Origin of the sequence: Achromobacter sp. ACM01, assembly GCF_014851745.1 — a bacterium.
Lineage (GTDB): Bacteria > Pseudomonadota > Gammaproteobacteria > Burkholderiales > Burkholderiaceae_B > Achromobacter > Achromobacter aegrifaciens.
In genome coordinates, this window is the sequence record NZ_JACVAF010000003.1 from 672,073 (window position 1) to 687,379 (window position 15,307).

Below are 15,307 nucleotides of genomic sequence, written 5' to 3' on the forward strand. Positions count from 1 at the left end.
GGACCACTCCCGTCTATCAAATCCGAAGCGCGTATTTTATGCGTAAGTATCCCTGGGGTACGGCGCCGTCGCCCCCTGGGATACCCGGCCCTCAGGCGCTGGCCCGCAACGGCTCCTGTTGGTCCAGCCGCCAGCGCAGGCGCACGCCGCCGGTATCGGTGGATTCCAACGCCGGAATCGCCGACAGCAGGCTGCGGGTGTATTCCTCTTGCGGCTGGTCGAACACGGCGTCGCGCGAGCCCTGCTCGACGATGCCGCCGTCGCGCATCACCACCACGCGGTCGGCCACCTGCTCCACCACGCCCAGGTCGTGGCTGATGAACAGGCAGGAAAAGCCGTGGCGTTCCTGCAGGTCGGCAAACAGGTCCAGCACCTGCGCGCGCACGGTCACGTCCAGCGCGGACACCGGCTCATCGGCGATGACGAAGGCCGGACGGCGCACGATGGCGCGGGCGATCGCCACGCGCTGACGCTGCCCGCCCGACATCTCGTGCGGATAGCGCTTGGCGTACTCGGAGCCCAGGCCCACTTCGGCCAGCACTTCGTCCACCCGGCGTCGCTTTTCCGCCGCGGGCATGTCGTCCAGCATGCGCAGGCCCTCGCCCACCAGTTGGCCGATGGTCATGCGCGGGTCCAGCGAGGAATACGGATCCTGGAACACCATCTGGCAGTTCAGCCGGTAGTCGCGCCAGGACGCCGACCGGCGGTTCACCGGTTGGCCACGGAACAGGATCTGGCCCGAAGTGGGCGCCAGCAGTCCGGCAATGGCCCGGCCCAGCGTGGTCTTGCCTGAACCCGAGCCGCCCACCACCGCCACCACTTCGCGCGGCTTGACATGCAGGTCGATGCCGTTGAGCGCGCGCTTGGCGCCGGTGCGCGAGAACAGCCGCTGGTGGCCGGCGTAATCGACCACCAGGTTCTTGACCTCGACGATGGGCGGCTCCTTGCCCAGTTGGCGCGCCGGCAGCCGGCGCGGCATGGCGTCCAGCAGCTTGCGCGTGTAGGGATGCTGCGGCCGCTCCAGGATGCTGGCGGTGGCGCCGGTCTCCAGCACCTTGCCATGCTGCATCACCACCATGCGCTCGGTGTAGCGCGCGACCATTGGCAGGTCGTGGCTGATCATCAGCACCGCCGTATGGTGTTCGCGGGTCAGGTCCACCATCAGTTCCAGCACGTCGCGCTGCACCACCGCGTCCAGCGCGGTGGTGGGCTCGTCGGCGATCAGCAGCGCTGGCTCCAGCAGCATCACCGATGCCAGCATCATGCGCTGGCGCATGCCGCCGGAGAACTCGTGCGGCCAGGCTTCCATCGCTCCCTTGGGATCGCGGATGCCGACCCGTCGCAGCATTTCCAGGATGCGTTCGCGGCGCGCGGCGGCGGACAGGTCCTTGCGATGCAGGCGCAGGCCCTCATCCAGCTGGCGGCCGATTGGCATGGACGGATTCAGCGAGGTCATCGGCTCCTGGAACACCATGCCGATGCGCGCGCCGCGCAGCTTGCGCAGCGCAGCCGGCGACGCCTGCGTCACGTCCACGCCTTCGAACTTGATGGAGCCGCCAGCCACCACCAGCGGCGACGGCGTCAGGCCCATGATGGCGCGCGCGGCCTGCGTCTTGCCGCTGCCGGATTCGCCGACGATGCCGACCATCTCGCCGGGCGCCACCTCGAAGGACACTCCGCTGACGATCTCGCGCCCGCCGGGGCCGACGGTCAGCGACAGATTCGATACCGATACCAATGCGCTCATTACACGCCCCTCATGCGGGGATCGAGGCGGTCACGCACCGCGTCGCCCAGCAGATTGATTCCCAGCAGCGCGAGCGCGATGGCCAGGCCGGGAAGTATGGATAGATAGGAAGCCTGCGCCATGAACGGTCGGGCAGCGGCCAGCATGTTGCCCCAGGTGGGCGCGGGAGGCGGTACGCCCAGGCCCAGGAAGGACAGCGCGCTTTCCGCCAGGATCACCCAGCCGAACATCGAGGTCGCCAGCACCGTCAGCGGCGCCACGCAATTGGGCAGCACATGGCGGAACATGGTGTAGAGCTCGGAGTTGCCCAGCACGCGCGAGGATTCGATGAACTCCTTCTCGCGCAGCGACAGCACCGTGCCGCGCACGATGCGCGTCACCGAGGGCGTGTAGGCCAGGCCCAGCGCCAGGATGATGCCGTATTTGTTGGCGCCCACCACGGCCAGCAGGCCCAGCGCCAGCAGCAGGCCGGGAAAGGCCAGCAAGGCATTGTTGAAGGCCATGATGATGCGGTCGGTCCAGCCTCGCACAAAGCCGGTCAGGGTGCCGATGATCGTGCCCGCGACGATGGCGAAGCTTACCGTCAGCAGGCTGATCCAGACGCTGCTGGAAGCCCCCGCCAGCAGGCGCGACAGCTCGTCGCGGCCGAATTCGTCCGTGCCCAGCAGGAACTCGCCGCCAGGCGGCTTCAGGCGCGCCACGAAGTTGATCTTGAGCGGGTCATGCGGCGTCCAGAAGGCGCCCATGACGGCCGCCACCAGCATCAGCGCCACGATGACGCCGCCCAGTAGCGCGTTGGCTGCAATTCGCTTTTTCATTCGGCGGTCACTCTCGGGTCAAAGAGGGGATAGCAAAGGTCGATGAACAGGTTCACGATCACGTAGACCACGCCCACGAACAGCAGACAGCCCTGGATCACGGGGTAGTCGCGGGCGAAGATGGAGTCCACCAGCAGGCGCCCCAGGCCGGGGATGGTGAATACCGTTTCCACCACCGCGATGCCGCCCAGCAGGTTGCCCAGCACCAGGCCGATCAGCGTCCAGGTGGGTCCGAAGGCATTGCGGAACGCGTGGCGCATCAACACCGCGGATTCCGACAGCCCCTTGGCGCGCGCATGGGTGATGTAGTCCAGCCGCAGCACTTCCAGCGTGCTGGCCCGCGCCATGCGCATCAGCACGCCGATCTCATGCAGGAACAGCGTCAGGATGGGCATGGCCAGGTACAGCAGGCCGGCCTTCCAGTCCTCGCCGATGGACACGTAGCCCACCACTGGCAGCCACTGCAGCTTGAGGCCGAAGAAGATCAGCAGCAGCAAACCCAGCCAGAAGGTCGGAATCGACACCAGCAGCGTGGCCGTGCCGACCAGGAACAGGTCAGGCGCCTTGTTCTGCTTCCAGGCGGCGATCATGCCGGCCGGCACCGCCACCAGCGCGGCGAACAGCACCGCCACCACCACCACGCGGCCGCTGATCAGGAAGCGGTCCCACACCAGCGGCAGCACCGGCTGGCCGGTATTGATGGACGACCCCAGGTCCCCGTGCAGCATGTTGCCGAACCAGATGCCGAACTGGGTAAGCCAGGTCTGGTCCAGCCCCAGCCGCTCCCGCAGGTCAGCCAGCGCGGCTGGCGTCGCCAGGTCACCCAGCAGCAGTTGGGCGGGGTCGCCCGGGATGAGCCGGATCATCACGAATACCGCCACCGCCACGATCAGCAGCGTCGGTATGGCCATGACGATCCGGGATAGCGCGAAACGCAGCATGCCCCTCTCCTATTCCTGGTCACGGACTCGCGGATGCCCGCAAGCGCCGCGTCCGCCGGTCTCAGTTGTCTTCATGTCGCAGCTTGCGCAGGGCGGAGGCCAGGAAGTCCTGCACCTGGCCCACACACTTCAAGCCGTCATGCGGCACGTTTTCCACCACGTCCAGCACCGCGTTCACGCCTTGCGCCTCGAACGAACGGCGCAGCGACTCCAGGCGCTCCGGGCGGGTATTGCCGGCCGAGTTGGCGCCGGGCATGAAGAACTTTCCGCCTTCGCGGTGAGTGATTTCCCAGGTTTCCAGGTCGGCCTTGCCCACGATCATGTGGACCGCCACCTGCTTGAGCGCTTCGATGTCGATGCGCTTGCCGAAACGGGTCTCGGCATCGCGCACGCCCACCCACCAATCCTGGCTGGGATCCAGCAGCGTGACCGAGCCCGGCGCGCCGATCGACACGGCCCACAGGCTTTCCGGGTGCAGGTAGGCGAATCGATTCACGAACTGGCCGCCGCCGGAGTAGCCGAACAGGCCGAACTTCTTGAAGTCGCAGCCGAACTTCTCGCCCACTTCCGCCACCATGTCCAGCAGGATCTCGTCGTAGCGGATGTTGCCTTCGCGCAATTGCTTGAAGCCGTCGCGATTGCCGTCGCCCAGCGGGCTCACGGGGAACAGCGGGCACAGCACGATGCAGTCGTTCCAGCGGGCGAACTCGGCGAACGCGTCGCGGTATTCCACGAAGGCGCGGCCGGTGCCGTGCATGATCACCACCAGCTGCATCGGATGCCTGGCGCTGTCGATGTGCGGCGGGACATAGGTGCAATAGGAAAAGCGCGGATCGGAGCGGGCGGCGAAGACGGTGCTGTGGCCCAGGTCGTACATGGCCCGCGCGCGGGCGGCGTCGGGCTGGATGGCAAGTGCTGCGTTGGACTGCATGATTTCCTCGTTTCCATGGCCGCAGAGGCCGATGGTCTGTGCCGGTGGTCAAAATAATGATCACATAAATTGGCGCCAATTTTAGGCGCACGTATTCCGGCCCAACAAGGCAGGGGATTCCCTAGGAACGTAAAAAGGGAGCGCCGCGGCGCTCCCCTGGATGGCTCGGGGCGCGTCCCGCCGGGCGGGACGACGCCTGCCCGCTTCAACCTTTCTTGAACAACCGCTTGGCGAGGCTGACCGCCCCCAGCACCACGGCTCCGGCCACGATGCCGAACAAGGCGTTGAGCAAGGTGGCCGTAAGCGCCTGCACCACCCCGCCCCCGCCGACCGCTGCGGCGGCCTGATCGACCGCGGCCTGCACCGGCGGGATGCCGTGAGTCAGGATGGCGCCGCCCACCATGAACATGGCGGCGGTGCCAACCACCGACAGCGTCTTCATCAGATAGGGCGCCGCGCCCACGATGCGCCGGCCCAGCCAGGCCATGGCCTGGGACGACTTCTGGCTGAGGTAGAGGCCCAGGTCGTCGAGCTTGACGATGCCGGCCACCAGGCCGTAGACCCCGACCGTCATCGCGATGGCGATGACCGACAGCACCAGCACCTGACGGGTGAAGTCCGCATCCGCCACCGCCCCCAGGCTGATGACGATGATTTCCGCCGACAGGATGAAGTCCGTGCGTATTGCGCCTTTGATCTTGTCGCGCTCGAACGCCACCATATCGACCGAGTCGTCCTGCAGGGCTTCGGCCCGCGCGGCGTGATTGCCTTCGTCCGAATCGCCGTGCGGCAGGAACTTGTGCGCCAGCTTCTCCACGCCTTCGTAGCAGAGAAAGGCCCCGCCCACCATCAGCAGGGGCGTCACGGCCCAGGGCGCGAAGGCGCTGATCAGCAGCGCCGCCGGCACCAGGATCAGCTTGTTGATGAAGGAGCCCTTGGCCACCGCCCAGACGACCGGCAGTTCCCGGTTGACCGGCACGCCCGTGACCTGCTGGGCGTTCAATGCCAGGTCGTCGCCCAGCACCCCGGCCGTCTTCTTGGCCGCGACCTTGGTCATCACGGACACGTCGTCCAGGATGGTCGCGATATCGTCGAACAGTGCAAAGAAGCTGCTTCCAGCCATCAAGAACCCCCTGTGCCTCGAAAGGATTTTCGAGTGTACAGGCGGCAGCCGCCCGCCAAGCGTAACCAGCCTGGCCGTTTTCACTTCTTTTCTGTCCGTAATGCCAATGGCGCCGCCGGCCATCCCGGCCTACCCTGGCGCCAGAACCCGACACTCGCCCCAGGAGGCCACATGCTTGCCTTGCGACCCAGCTGCGAACACTGCGATGCGGCGCTGCCGCCAGACTCCACCGCCGCCCGGATATGCAGCTTTGAATGCACCTTCTGCGCTGCCTGCGCCGAAGGATTGCTGGGCAATGTCTGCCCCAATTGCGGCGGCGGCTTCGCGTCCCGGCCCGTGCGCCCGGCCAGCGACCGCAAAGGCGGGAATTTCCTGGGCAAGTACCCAGCCAGCGCCGAGCGCAAGCACCGCCCGGTCGATCTGGCCGCGCACGAGGCCCTGCGGCGCAGCCTGGACGGCATTCCGCCGGAACGCCGCTAGCTGTTGCGGCGCCCGGACGCGGACACTAGCTGCGCGCGTGCGCCGCCGGACTGGCCGCGTTCTCGAACAGGATGTTGTTTTCCAGGTGGATGTGCGCCATCAGGTCTTCCTTGAAGGTGCGCAGCCCCAGGTACAGCGCCCGCCAGGTGTTGCAGGCGGCGCGCGGCAGCGTGATGTCGTGGGTCAGCGCCAGCAGCCGTTCCAGCGCCACGCCGTGGTCGTCGTGCTCGGCGCGCATGACCATGATGGGCATGCCGGCCATGGCGCCATGGCCGCGCGCCAGCATCGGGAACAGCACCTGTTCCTCCTTCTGCATATGGCTTTCCAGTTCCTGCTGCATCACGCGCAGGTGATCGGCCAGGCCGGTCGGGCAGTCCGGGCTGTCGGCGTGCACCTGCTCCACCTTCAGCGCCAGCCGGATCAGCTCGGGCAGTTGCTGGCGATGCACCTCGTGGTAGCGCGCCAGGATGTGATCGACCAGTTCGGCCGGCGAGGCCAGCCCCCAATCCGTCTCGTGGGACGGGCTGCGCGCCAGCTCCATCAGGCGCGCCTCGATCTGTGCCGCGTCCAGCGAGCGCTGGGCCGCCGCCTCGGCCAGGCTCTTCTTGCCGCCACAGCAGAAGTCCAGCTGGTACTCATGAAACACCTGCGTGGCGCCAGGGATGCTGCGGGCCAACTGCCCCAGGGATTGCTCAACCATGCTCATCGCGTCTCTCCATAGTTCGTGACGGGTACAGAAAGCAATGCGAAATCCGTGCCAGGAAAAACTTGCTATTTATCAATGAACTGCAAATTAAAGGGTGAATATCACCCTGCAAACGTGAGGTTTAAACCACCCCGAACGGTAAAATTCACCCCATGCAAAACCTCCTGCTTGCCGATCTGGTCGCCGACCTGCCCCCCGCCGTCCGCCTGCAGCGGCTGGTGTCCAGCCTGCGCACGCATTTCCGTTGCGGCGCGGTGGCGCTGCTGCAACTGGAGGAAGACCATCTGCGCCCCATCGCGGTGGACGGCCTGACGCAAGATGCCCTGGGCCGCCGCTTCGCCGTGCAGCAGCACCCGCGGCTGGCGGCCATCCTGGCGCGGCGCGGCGTCACCTGTTTCCACCACGACAGCACCCTGCCCGATCCCTATGACGGCCTGATCAACGGCATGGCCGGGGAACCGCTGCCGGTGCACGACTGCATGGGCACCAGCCTGCACATCGAGGGCCGCCCCTGGGGTGTGCTGACGCTGGACGCGCTGGAAGTCGGCACTTTCGACGCCGAGGCCCAGTCGGACTTGCGCGACTACATCGTGCTGCTGGAAGCCGCCTTGCGCACCACGCGCCTGGAAGCGGAAATCCGCGCGCTGCGCGTGGCGCGCGGCGCCGAACCGGCCGACAGCGCCGTCGCCGACAACAACGAGATCCTGGGACAAAGCGAAGCCATCGGCCGACTGCTGCATGAGATCCAGGTGGTGGCGGACTCGGAGCTGCCCATCCTGCTTCTAGGCGAGACTGGCGTCGGCAAGGAACTGTTCGCGCATCGCGTGCACCGGCTCTCCCGCCGTCGCGACAAGCCGCTGGTGCACGTGAATTGCGCGGCCCTGCCCGAATCGCTGGCCGAGAGCGAACTGTTCGGCCACGCCAAGGGCGCCTTCTCGGGCGCCGTGGCCGACCGCCCCGGCCGCTTCGAGGCCGCCAACGGCGGCACGCTGTTCCTGGACGAAGTGGGCGAACTGCCGCTGCTGGTGCAAGCCAAGCTGCTGCGCACCTTGCAGAACGGCGAAATCCAGCGCCTGGGCGACGACCGTCCGCGCCGCGTCGACGTGCGCATCCTGGCTGCCACCAACCGCAGCCTGCGCGACCTGGTGCGCGCCGGTGATTTCCGCGCCGACCTCTATCACCGGCTGTCGGTCTATCCCATCCCCATTCCGCCGCTGCGCGACCGCGGCAATGACGTGCTGCTGCTGGCGGGCCGCTACCTGGAACTGAACCGCGCGCGGCTGGGCCTGCGCAGCCTGCGGCTGTCGCCCGAGGCCGAGGACATGCTGCGCCGCTACCGCTGGCCCGGCAATGTGCGCGAACTTGAGCACGTCATCAGCCGCGCCGCGATCAAGGCCGTCAGCCACGGCGCCACGCGCAATGAAATCGTGACGCTGGGCGCCAAGCTGCTGGACCTGTCCGACGGCGACATGCCGCTGGCCGCGCCGCAGGAGGATGCCGACGCGCCCGCCGGTCCAGGCCAGACGCTGCGCGAGGCGGTGGACGCCTGCCAGCGCCAGGCCATCCGCCGGGCGCTGGAAACGCACCAGGGCAACTGGGCCCATGCGGCGCGCGCGCTGGGCGTGGACTCCAGCAATCTGCACAAGCTGGCGCGACGCATCGGGCTGAAGGGCTGAGGCGCGGCGTGGGGCGCCGGCAGCCCCCGCAGCCCTGCCCATGCCAGGCCGCTATTCGATCTTTATGCCGGTGTCCTGTATCAGCTTGCCCCAACGCTGCGATTCGGCCTGCACGCGCTGTTGAAATTCCTCCGGCGAGCTGGACACGATGTTGAAGCCGCCCTGCTCCATGCTGTCTTTGACCTGCGGGGTCGCCAGCGTGTCGCGCAGCGCCTGCTGCACACGCTTGCGCACCTCGGGCGGCAGGCCCGCCGGCGCCAGCATGCCAACCCAGGAATAGGCTTCGAAGCCGGGCACCAGCGTGGCGATGGGCGGCACGTCCGGCAGCGCGGGCGCGGGCTGCGCCGTGCCGATGGCCAGCGCGTTCAGGCGCCCGCCCTGCACGAAGCCAACGATGGTCGGCAGGCTGGCGATGACCACGTCCACCTCGCCGCCCAGCACCGCGTTGAACATCGGGCCGCCCCCGCGATAAGGCACGTGCGTCACCTTGATGCCCGTGCGCGCCGCCAGGGCGGCCAGGTTCAGGTGATTGGAGCCGCCCACGCCTGAAGAACCGTAGTTCACCTGCCCCGGATGCGCGCGCGCATAGTCCAGGAACTGCTGCAGGGTGGTGATGCCGGTCTTCTTGGCAGTCAGCAGCACTGCGGGCATGGTGCCGATCAGGCTGATGTAGTCGAAGGACTTGATCGTGTCGTACGACAGATTCTTGTACAGCGAACCGTTAACCGCGTGCGAGTCGAAAGCCAGCATCAGCGTGTAGCCGTCGGCCGGCGCGCGCGCCAGCTCGGCGGTGCCGATGGTGCCGGACGCGCCGCCCTTGTTGTCCACCACCACGGTCTGGCCCAGCTTCTGCGACAACACGGGCGCGATGTTGCGCGCCACGTAATCCACCGAACCGCCAGGCGGAAACGGCACGATCAGCCGCACCGGCCTGTCCGGATACCCCTGTCCCCATGCCGCGCCAGCGGTGGCGCAAAGCGCCGCCGCAGCGATGACGGAACGCCATCGTTGCTTCATCATGCCCAGTCTCCTTTGGTGGTATGCGGGTCGCTATGCTGCGGCCCTTATCGATTCACGTCGACGACGATGCGGCCGCGTATCCTGCCCTCCAGCAACGGCGCGGCGGCGGCCGCGATTTCCGACAGGCCCAGCTCCTGCGTATTGGCCTCCAGCATGCCGCGCGGCAATTCATCGGCCAGCCTGCGCCAAGCCTCCGCGCGCAGCGCCATGGGCGCATACACGCTGTCCACGCCGATCAGCGTCACCCCGCGCAGGATGAACGGCGCCACGGTGGCCGGCAGGTCCATGCCCTGGGCGAGTCCGCAGGCCGCCACGGGCGCGCCGTACCGCATGCCGGCCAGCACGTTGGCCAGCGTGTGACTGCCGACGCAATCGACCGCCGCCGCCCAAGCCTCTTTCTGCAGCGGCTTGCCCGGCGCCGACAACGCGGCGCGGTCCAGGATGCCGCTGGCGCCCAGGCTCCGCAGGTAGTCCGCTTCCTGCGGACGTCCGGTGCTCGCCGTGACCGTGTATCCCTTGCCCGCCAGCAGCGCGATGGCGACGGTGCCGACGCCGCCGTTGGCGCCTGTCACCAGCACCGGCCCGCCTTCGGGCGTGGCGTTGTGGCGTTCCAGCGCCATCACGCACAACATGGCCGTGTAGCCCGCCGTGCCGATGGCCATGGCCTGGCGGGCATCCAGGCCCGCCGGCAAGGGCAGCAGCCAGTCGGCTGGCACGCGCGCGGCTTGCGCCAATCCGCCCCAGCGCGTCTCGCCCAGGCCCCAGCCATTGAGCAGCACCGCGTCGCCCGGCTTGAAGCGCGGATCGGCGCTGCGGCGCACGGTACCGGCGAAATCGATGCCAGGCACCATGGGAAAACTGCGCACCACCGGCGACTTGCCGGTGATCGCCAGGGCGTCCTTGTAGTTCAGCGACGAGTACGCCACCTCCACCAGCACTTCGCCCTCAGGCAGCTCGTCTTGCGCGATCTGTGTCAGGCGCGCCTGCGTGCCGCCGTCCTCGCCTCGCGTCAGCTTCAAGGCCTGATACGACATTCCTTCCTCCCTGTGCATCGTTGCGCCAGCCACCGTGGCAGGCGCCGTCCCTGCGAACCGCAAGGCCAGGCCGGCCGCGATACGCTCGTTCATCATTTCGGTGGTGCCGTCGGCAAAACACAATGCCTTGGCCGCCAACAGCCGCCGTCCCATGCCCTGCGCCGGCAGCAAGCCCGTTGCGCCCAGCGCCTGGATGCAGGCGGAAACGCCGTCCAGGCATTCCTCGCCGGCGTATTTCTTGGCCATGGCCGCGGCCGGGACCGCCTCGTCCGAACCGGCATCGATCAGGCCCGCGGCGCGGTCCGTCAACATGCGCAGGATCTGCAGCCGCATCGACACGTCCGCCAGCGACCAGCGCAAACCCTGCTGTTCGATGATGGGGCGGCCGAAAGCCTGGCGCGCGGACGCGTGGCGCACCGCCAGCCTCAACGCGCTGTCCAGCAGGCCCGCCGCCATCGCCGCGATGTGCGTGCGCGCCTTGTTCACGCCGGCCAGCGCCATTTGGAAACCCTGGCCCGGCGCATACAGCATGTCGCTGTCCTCGGCCCGATAGCCTTCCAGGCGGATGCCGGCGATGCCGGCCGCCCCCAGGCCTTCCAGCGCCGCGCCCGTCAGACGCAGACATTGCGGCGCACGCAGGTCGACGATGAAGCAGGCGATGCCGGCCGGCCCGCGCGCCGGATCGGTCTGCGCGAACACCAGCGCCAGCTCGCCGCCCGCGGCATTGGCCACCCAGGCCTTTTCGCCGTCCAGGATCCACCCGCCGCCATCCTGCCGCCGCGCCCGCGTGGCGATGGCGGCGAAATCGCTGCCCGCGCGCGGCTCCGACATGGCGGTGCCCCCGATCAGGTCGCCCGCCAGCAGCCCCGGCAGGTAACGCTCGCGCGCCGCGGCGCTGCCATGTTCGGCAATGCGCAAGGCCACGTTGTGCTGATTGATGAACGCGAAGGCGAAGGCAAAATCCGTCGCCGCCAGCGTCTCCGCCGCCCGGGCCCGCATGCGGTAGGACAGTCCCAGCCCGCCGTCCCGCGCCGGGATCTCGATGCCGCCATATCCGCGCCGGCATGCGTCGCGGATCTGGACGCCGGCCCAATCCTGCGCGCCGCTGCCCGCCACGGCCAGCGGCGCTACCGCCTCCTGCGCAAACGACGCCAGGCCGCGCAGCAGCGCGCGCTCGTCCTCGCGCAAGCCTGCGTCGCGCTCGTCCGCGGCGGCGGTCATTGCATTGCTCCCGCTGTCGCGGCGCCAGTCCGGATCACGCCCGCCGCCTGCAAGGCGGCCAGGCTGGCGTCGTCATAACCCGCCATGGCGCGCAGCAACGCCTCGGTGTCCTGCCCCAGGGCCGGCGGATAGTCCAGCCGCGGCTGGCCTGCGAACTTGAAGGGATTGCCGAGCATGCGAACGGGCTCGCCGCCTTGCGGCCTGGCCACCTCTTCCACCATGCCGCGCGACGCCGCCAACGGATGCGCCAGCGCCTCGTCCACGCCCAACACCAGCGCGGCGGGCACGCGCCGCGCCTCGAAGATATCCAGCCATTCCTGCGCGCTGCGCGCGCCGATGGCGCCTGACAAGGCCTCGGTCAGCGCATCCACGTTGGCCACGCGCGCCGCGGGCGTGGCGTAGCGGGCGTCCGTGGCCAGTTCCGGCAGCCCGATCGCGGCGCACAAGGCCTGCCAGAACGCATCGCCGGTGGGCGCCAAGGCGATCCAGCGCCCGTCCGACGTGCGGTAAATGTCGCTGGGCGCGATCATGCCGTGACGCGCCCCGCTGGCGCGCGGCACGGGACCGCCCTGCAGATAGCCCTGGGCCTGCCAGGTCAGCATGGCCATCTGCGCATCGAACAGCGACACCTGCACCTGCTCTCCCACGCCGCTGGCCTGCGCCTGCACCAGCGCAGCGGCGACACCCAGCGCCAGGTACAGCCCGCCCGCCAGATCCGCCACCTGATAACCGACGCGCACCGGCTTGCCGCCGGCCTCCCCCGTGATGCTCATCAAACCCGACATGGCCTGCAGCATCAGGTCGAACGCTGGCGCGCCTGCATAGGGACCTCGGTCGTCCAGCCCGATCAGCTGGCCGACCACGATGCGTGGATTGATTGCGGCCAGGGTGTCGTGATCCAGTCCCAGCCGTGCCGGCACGTCCGAGGCGAAGCCATAGATCACCGCATCCGCCTCGCGCACCAGATCCTGGAACGCCTGGCGGCCCAAAGGATGCTTCAGGTCCAGCGCCACGCTGCGCTTGCCCCGGTTCACCGACAGGAAGAACGGCGAATCCTGCACGTCGGAAACGGGAGGCACCGAGCGCGCGTAATCGCCGCCCACCGGTTCGACCTTGATGACCTCGGCACCCAGTTGCGCCAGCAATTGGCCGGCAAACGGCCCGCCCAGCACCCACGTCAGATCCAGTATGACCTTGCCCTGCAGCATGCCTGCTCCCTTTCCGGTGAGTTAAATTCACAGCGTGTTCCGGGACGGCATCCGCCGCCCCGATTTCCCGGTATGCAACCTTGCGGCGTATTCCAGCACGGGGCGGACGCCGGGGCCAGGCATCATTTCTAGCGACTGTTGTGAGGTAATTTCACAATGAAACCCAGACTGCCGCCGCTGACGTCCATCCGCGCCTTCGAATCGGCGGGCCGCCAGTTGAGCTTCACCCAGGCCGCGGACGAGCTATCCGTCACGCATGGCGCCATCAGCCATCAGATCAAGGCGCTGGAAGACTGGTTGGGTGTGAAGCTGTTCCGCCGCCTGGGCAAGAAGATCGAACTGACGGATCAGGGCCGGCTCTATCTGGACACCATCAGCCCGGCGCTGGACGCCATCGCCTCGGCCTCGCGCAGCCTGCGTTCGCGCGAGGTGCTGCGGGTCAATGCCCTGCCCACCTTCACCATGCGCTGGCTGTTTCCCCGGCTGGCCCGGTTCCGTGAGCAGTATCCCGAGGTGGAGGTGGAGATATCCACCGGACTGGAGCCCTTCAGCCGCCTGCCCGCGAATCTGGACGTGGTGATCCGGCGCGAGGCCGAGCCCACCCCCGGCCTCTACAAGCGCCGTGTGCTGAACGAGAGCTTCTTTCCCGTATGCGCGCCCGGCCTCCTGCAGCGGCTGCCGCTGGAACGCATCACCGACCTGTCGCGCCACACCTTCCTGCACTGCCGCGCGCGGCGCAGCGCCTGGAACGACTGGCTGGCCAGCGTGCAGCACAGCCGGGTCGTGCCGGCCGAATCGCTGGAGCTCGAACACCTGTACTTCGCCCTCCAGGCCGCACTCGACGGCCTGGGCATGACCATAGGCTATTCATCGCTGGTGGCCAGCGACATCGAGGACGGCCGGCTGCTGGCGCCCTTCGGACCGCTGACGGTGCAGTCGCCGGGCTATTTCCTCATCATCCGCGAAGAGCGCCGCCACGACCGCTTGCTGAAGACCTTCTGCGACTGGCTGATGGTGGAAGGCGAACGCTTCAACAAGCATATGGAGACGCTGGTGCCTGGCGGGTGAAAGCCTCCAACACGATATCCGCCACCAGCTTGCCGGCCTCCCATTGCGGCATGTGGCCGGCATCCGGCAGCAGGTGCAGCGCGGTCCTGGCCGGTGCGTTCAGCGCGTGGCGCCATGGGATGACGGCGTCGCGCCGGCCGTGGATCAGCGTGCAGCGGCATTGCAGGCTGGCCAGGTCGGCCGCGATGCTCAGTTGCTGCACGCCGTTCCAGCCTACTTCCCGGCATAGCTCGATCAGGGGCTCGCGCCGCGCCTGCGTGCTCTGGCGCAGGGCGTCGATGAAGTTTCCCGACGGCGTCATGCCGGAGACGGTGAGTTTCTGCAGCTCGCGCTGTGCCGCTTCGTTGGTGCCGGCATGCGTCATGCCCGTCAGAAAGCTCTGGTCGATTTCAGTGCCCAGGCCGACCGGCGCGATCAGCACCAGGCTGTCCACGGCCATGCCGGGGCGGGACGCCGCCCGGGCCGCCACCGCCGCGCCAAAAGAATGGCCGATCAGGTTCACGGGGCCGATGCACTGGGATGCGACCGTGTCGGCCACCGCATCGACGATATGCTCGAAGCGCGTGGCCTGCGAACGCGTGGCGCCATGGCAAGGAAGATCCATCGCCAGCACGCGCAGTCCGGCGCGGCTGAGCGCATGCGCCAGGCTGGCCCAGGCGTCGCGGTCGCCGAACATGCCGTGGATCAGCACCGCCGTCTGGCTGTCCGGACGGCTCCCCTCCCACACCGTGAACCGTATGTCGCCATGGCGGGTAGCCGCCCAGGCTTCGCGCTTTGCTCCTGGCGCGCCGCGGGCCAGCATGCCCTCCTGTCCGTTGCCGCTTGCCAGGCCGACATCCGCCACCGTCACGCGACCGTTGGGCCCGGTCCCCGCAACCGCGTCCAACGCGATACCGCGCTCGGCCGCGACGCGGCGGGCGGCAGGGGTGGCGAACTTGCGCTCTCCTGAAGGCTGCGCGAGTGGACGCGCCAACGACGGCGACGCCACCGGCGCCCGCGCGGCGGCCGGGGCGGCAGCGGCCGCCGCAGGCGTTGCCGCTGTGGATTGAGCCGGCACGCCGGCCGCACTCGCCGCCGGCGCAGCCTCGCCTTCCATCTGCACGCGTGCGATCACCGTATCCGCGTTGACGATGCCGTCCACCGCGACCAGATGCTCCACCATGATCCCGTCGTCGTGCGCGGGCACCTCGATGATGGACTTGTCGGTCTCGATTTCGACCAGCACGTCGCCCGTCTTGAAGGCCTGGCCAGGCGCCACGATCCAGGCGACCAGGCGGGCGGCGTCCAGGGCCTCGCCCGTCGGCGGGACGACCATATCCAGCGTTCTCGTCATG

General features: G+C 68.3%; 13 protein-coding genes and 1 pseudogene. 3 read left to right on the forward strand and 11 right to left on the reverse strand.

Annotation, left to right across the window (positions count from 1 at the left end; genetic code table 11):
* Nucleotides 1–91 precede the first annotated feature (91 nt).
* From IB268_RS17825 to IB268_RS17845, 5 genes are all read right to left on the reverse strand, one after another.
* Nucleotides 92–1,747 carry an ABC transporter ATP-binding protein gene (locus IB268_RS17825; RefSeq protein ID WP_175181212.1) on the reverse strand — a complete coding sequence of 552 codons (1,656 nt, stop codon included), beginning with the start codon at nt 1,745–1,747 and terminating at the stop codon, nt 92–94.
* Nucleotides 1,747–2,565, reverse strand: a complete 819-nt coding sequence (locus IB268_RS17830; protein ID WP_054450421.1) for an ABC transporter permease — start codon at nt 2,563–2,565, stop codon at nt 1,747–1,749. Before IB268_RS17830 ends, IB268_RS17825 begins: the two co-directional genes overlap by 1 nt.
* Complete coding sequence (locus IB268_RS17835) at nt 2,562–3,506, reverse strand: ABC transporter permease (RefSeq protein WP_054450419.1); 945 nt, start codon at nt 3,504–3,506, stop codon at nt 2,562–2,564. Before IB268_RS17835 ends, IB268_RS17830 begins: the two co-directional genes overlap by 4 nt.
* Before the next feature lie 61 nt (nt 3,507–3,567).
* The gene (locus IB268_RS17840; RefSeq protein ID WP_054450417.1) at nt 3,568–4,437 is read right to left on the reverse strand and encodes a hydrolase; all 870 of its coding nucleotides are present in this window, start codon (nt 4,435–4,437) and stop codon (nt 3,568–3,570) included.
* Nucleotides 4,438–4,642: 205 nt separating this feature from the next.
* The gene (locus IB268_RS17845) at nt 4,643–5,560 is read right to left on the reverse strand and encodes a DUF808 domain-containing protein (RefSeq protein ID WP_175159617.1); all 918 of its coding nucleotides are present in this window, start codon (nt 5,558–5,560) and stop codon (nt 4,643–4,645) included.
* Nucleotides 5,561–5,731: 171 nt separating this feature from the next.
* Between IB268_RS17845 and IB268_RS17850 the strand changes: the two genes are divergently transcribed.
* Nucleotides 5,732–6,040, forward strand: a complete 309-nt coding sequence (locus IB268_RS17850; RefSeq protein ID WP_119449037.1) for a DUF1272 domain-containing protein — start codon at nt 5,732–5,734, stop codon at nt 6,038–6,040.
* 25 nt (nt 6,041–6,065) lie between these two features.
* Here IB268_RS17850 and ytfE read toward each other — a convergent pair whose 3' ends face one another.
* Nucleotides 6,066–6,746, reverse strand: a complete 681-nt coding sequence (ytfE, locus tag IB268_RS17855; protein ID WP_054450410.1) for an iron-sulfur cluster repair protein YtfE — start codon at nt 6,744–6,746, stop codon at nt 6,066–6,068.
* Nucleotides 6,747–6,898: 152 nt separating this feature from the next.
* Between ytfE and norR the strand changes: the two genes are divergently transcribed.
* Nucleotides 6,899–8,422: a nitric oxide reductase transcriptional regulator NorR gene (gene norR, locus IB268_RS17860; protein WP_054450408.1), complete on the forward strand. Its 1,524-nt coding sequence runs from the start codon at nt 6,899–6,901 to the stop codon at nt 8,420–8,422.
* Between the two features lie 51 nt (nt 8,423–8,473).
* Here the strand turns inward: norR and IB268_RS17865 are convergent, their stop codons facing one another.
* The 4 genes and pseudogenes from IB268_RS17865 to IB268_RS17875 form a co-directional block, all read right to left on the reverse strand.
* Nucleotides 8,474–9,442, reverse strand: coding sequence for a tripartite tricarboxylate transporter substrate binding protein (locus IB268_RS17865; protein WP_054450406.1), 969 nt, complete (start codon nt 9,440–9,442; stop codon nt 8,474–8,476).
* A gap of 44 nt (nt 9,443–9,486) precedes the next feature.
* Nucleotides 9,487–10,494: an MDR family oxidoreductase gene (locus tag IB268_RS31075; protein WP_370528709.1), complete on the reverse strand. Its 1,008-nt coding sequence runs from the start codon at nt 10,492–10,494 to the stop codon at nt 9,487–9,489.
* 60 nt (nt 10,495–10,554) lie between these two features.
* A pseudogene (locus tag IB268_RS31080) lies at nt 10,555–11,697 on the reverse strand (acyl-CoA dehydrogenase family protein); the annotation flags it as partial.
* A complete protein-coding gene (locus IB268_RS17875; RefSeq protein WP_175213918.1) occupies nt 11,694–12,905 on the reverse strand; it encodes a CaiB/BaiF CoA-transferase family protein in 1,212 nt (403 codons plus the stop codon). The gene IB268_RS17875 and the pseudogene IB268_RS31080, both read right to left, overlap by 4 nt.
* Before the next feature lie 156 nt (nt 12,906–13,061).
* On the opposite strand from IB268_RS17875, the gene gcvA reads away from it, so the two are divergent.
* The gene (gcvA, locus tag IB268_RS17880; RefSeq protein WP_054450403.1) at nt 13,062–13,973 is read left to right on the forward strand and encodes a transcriptional regulator GcvA; all 912 of its coding nucleotides are present in this window, start codon (nt 13,062–13,064) and stop codon (nt 13,971–13,973) included.
* Here the strand turns inward: gcvA and IB268_RS17885 are convergent.
* On the reverse strand, nt 13,936–15,306 hold the full coding sequence (locus IB268_RS17885; RefSeq protein ID WP_192354579.1) for an alpha/beta fold hydrolase: 1,371 nt from the start codon (nt 15,304–15,306) through the stop codon (nt 13,936–13,938). The two genes, gcvA and IB268_RS17885, sit on opposite strands and share 38 nt — an antisense overlap.
* Nucleotide 15,307: the final 1 nt, after the last annotated feature.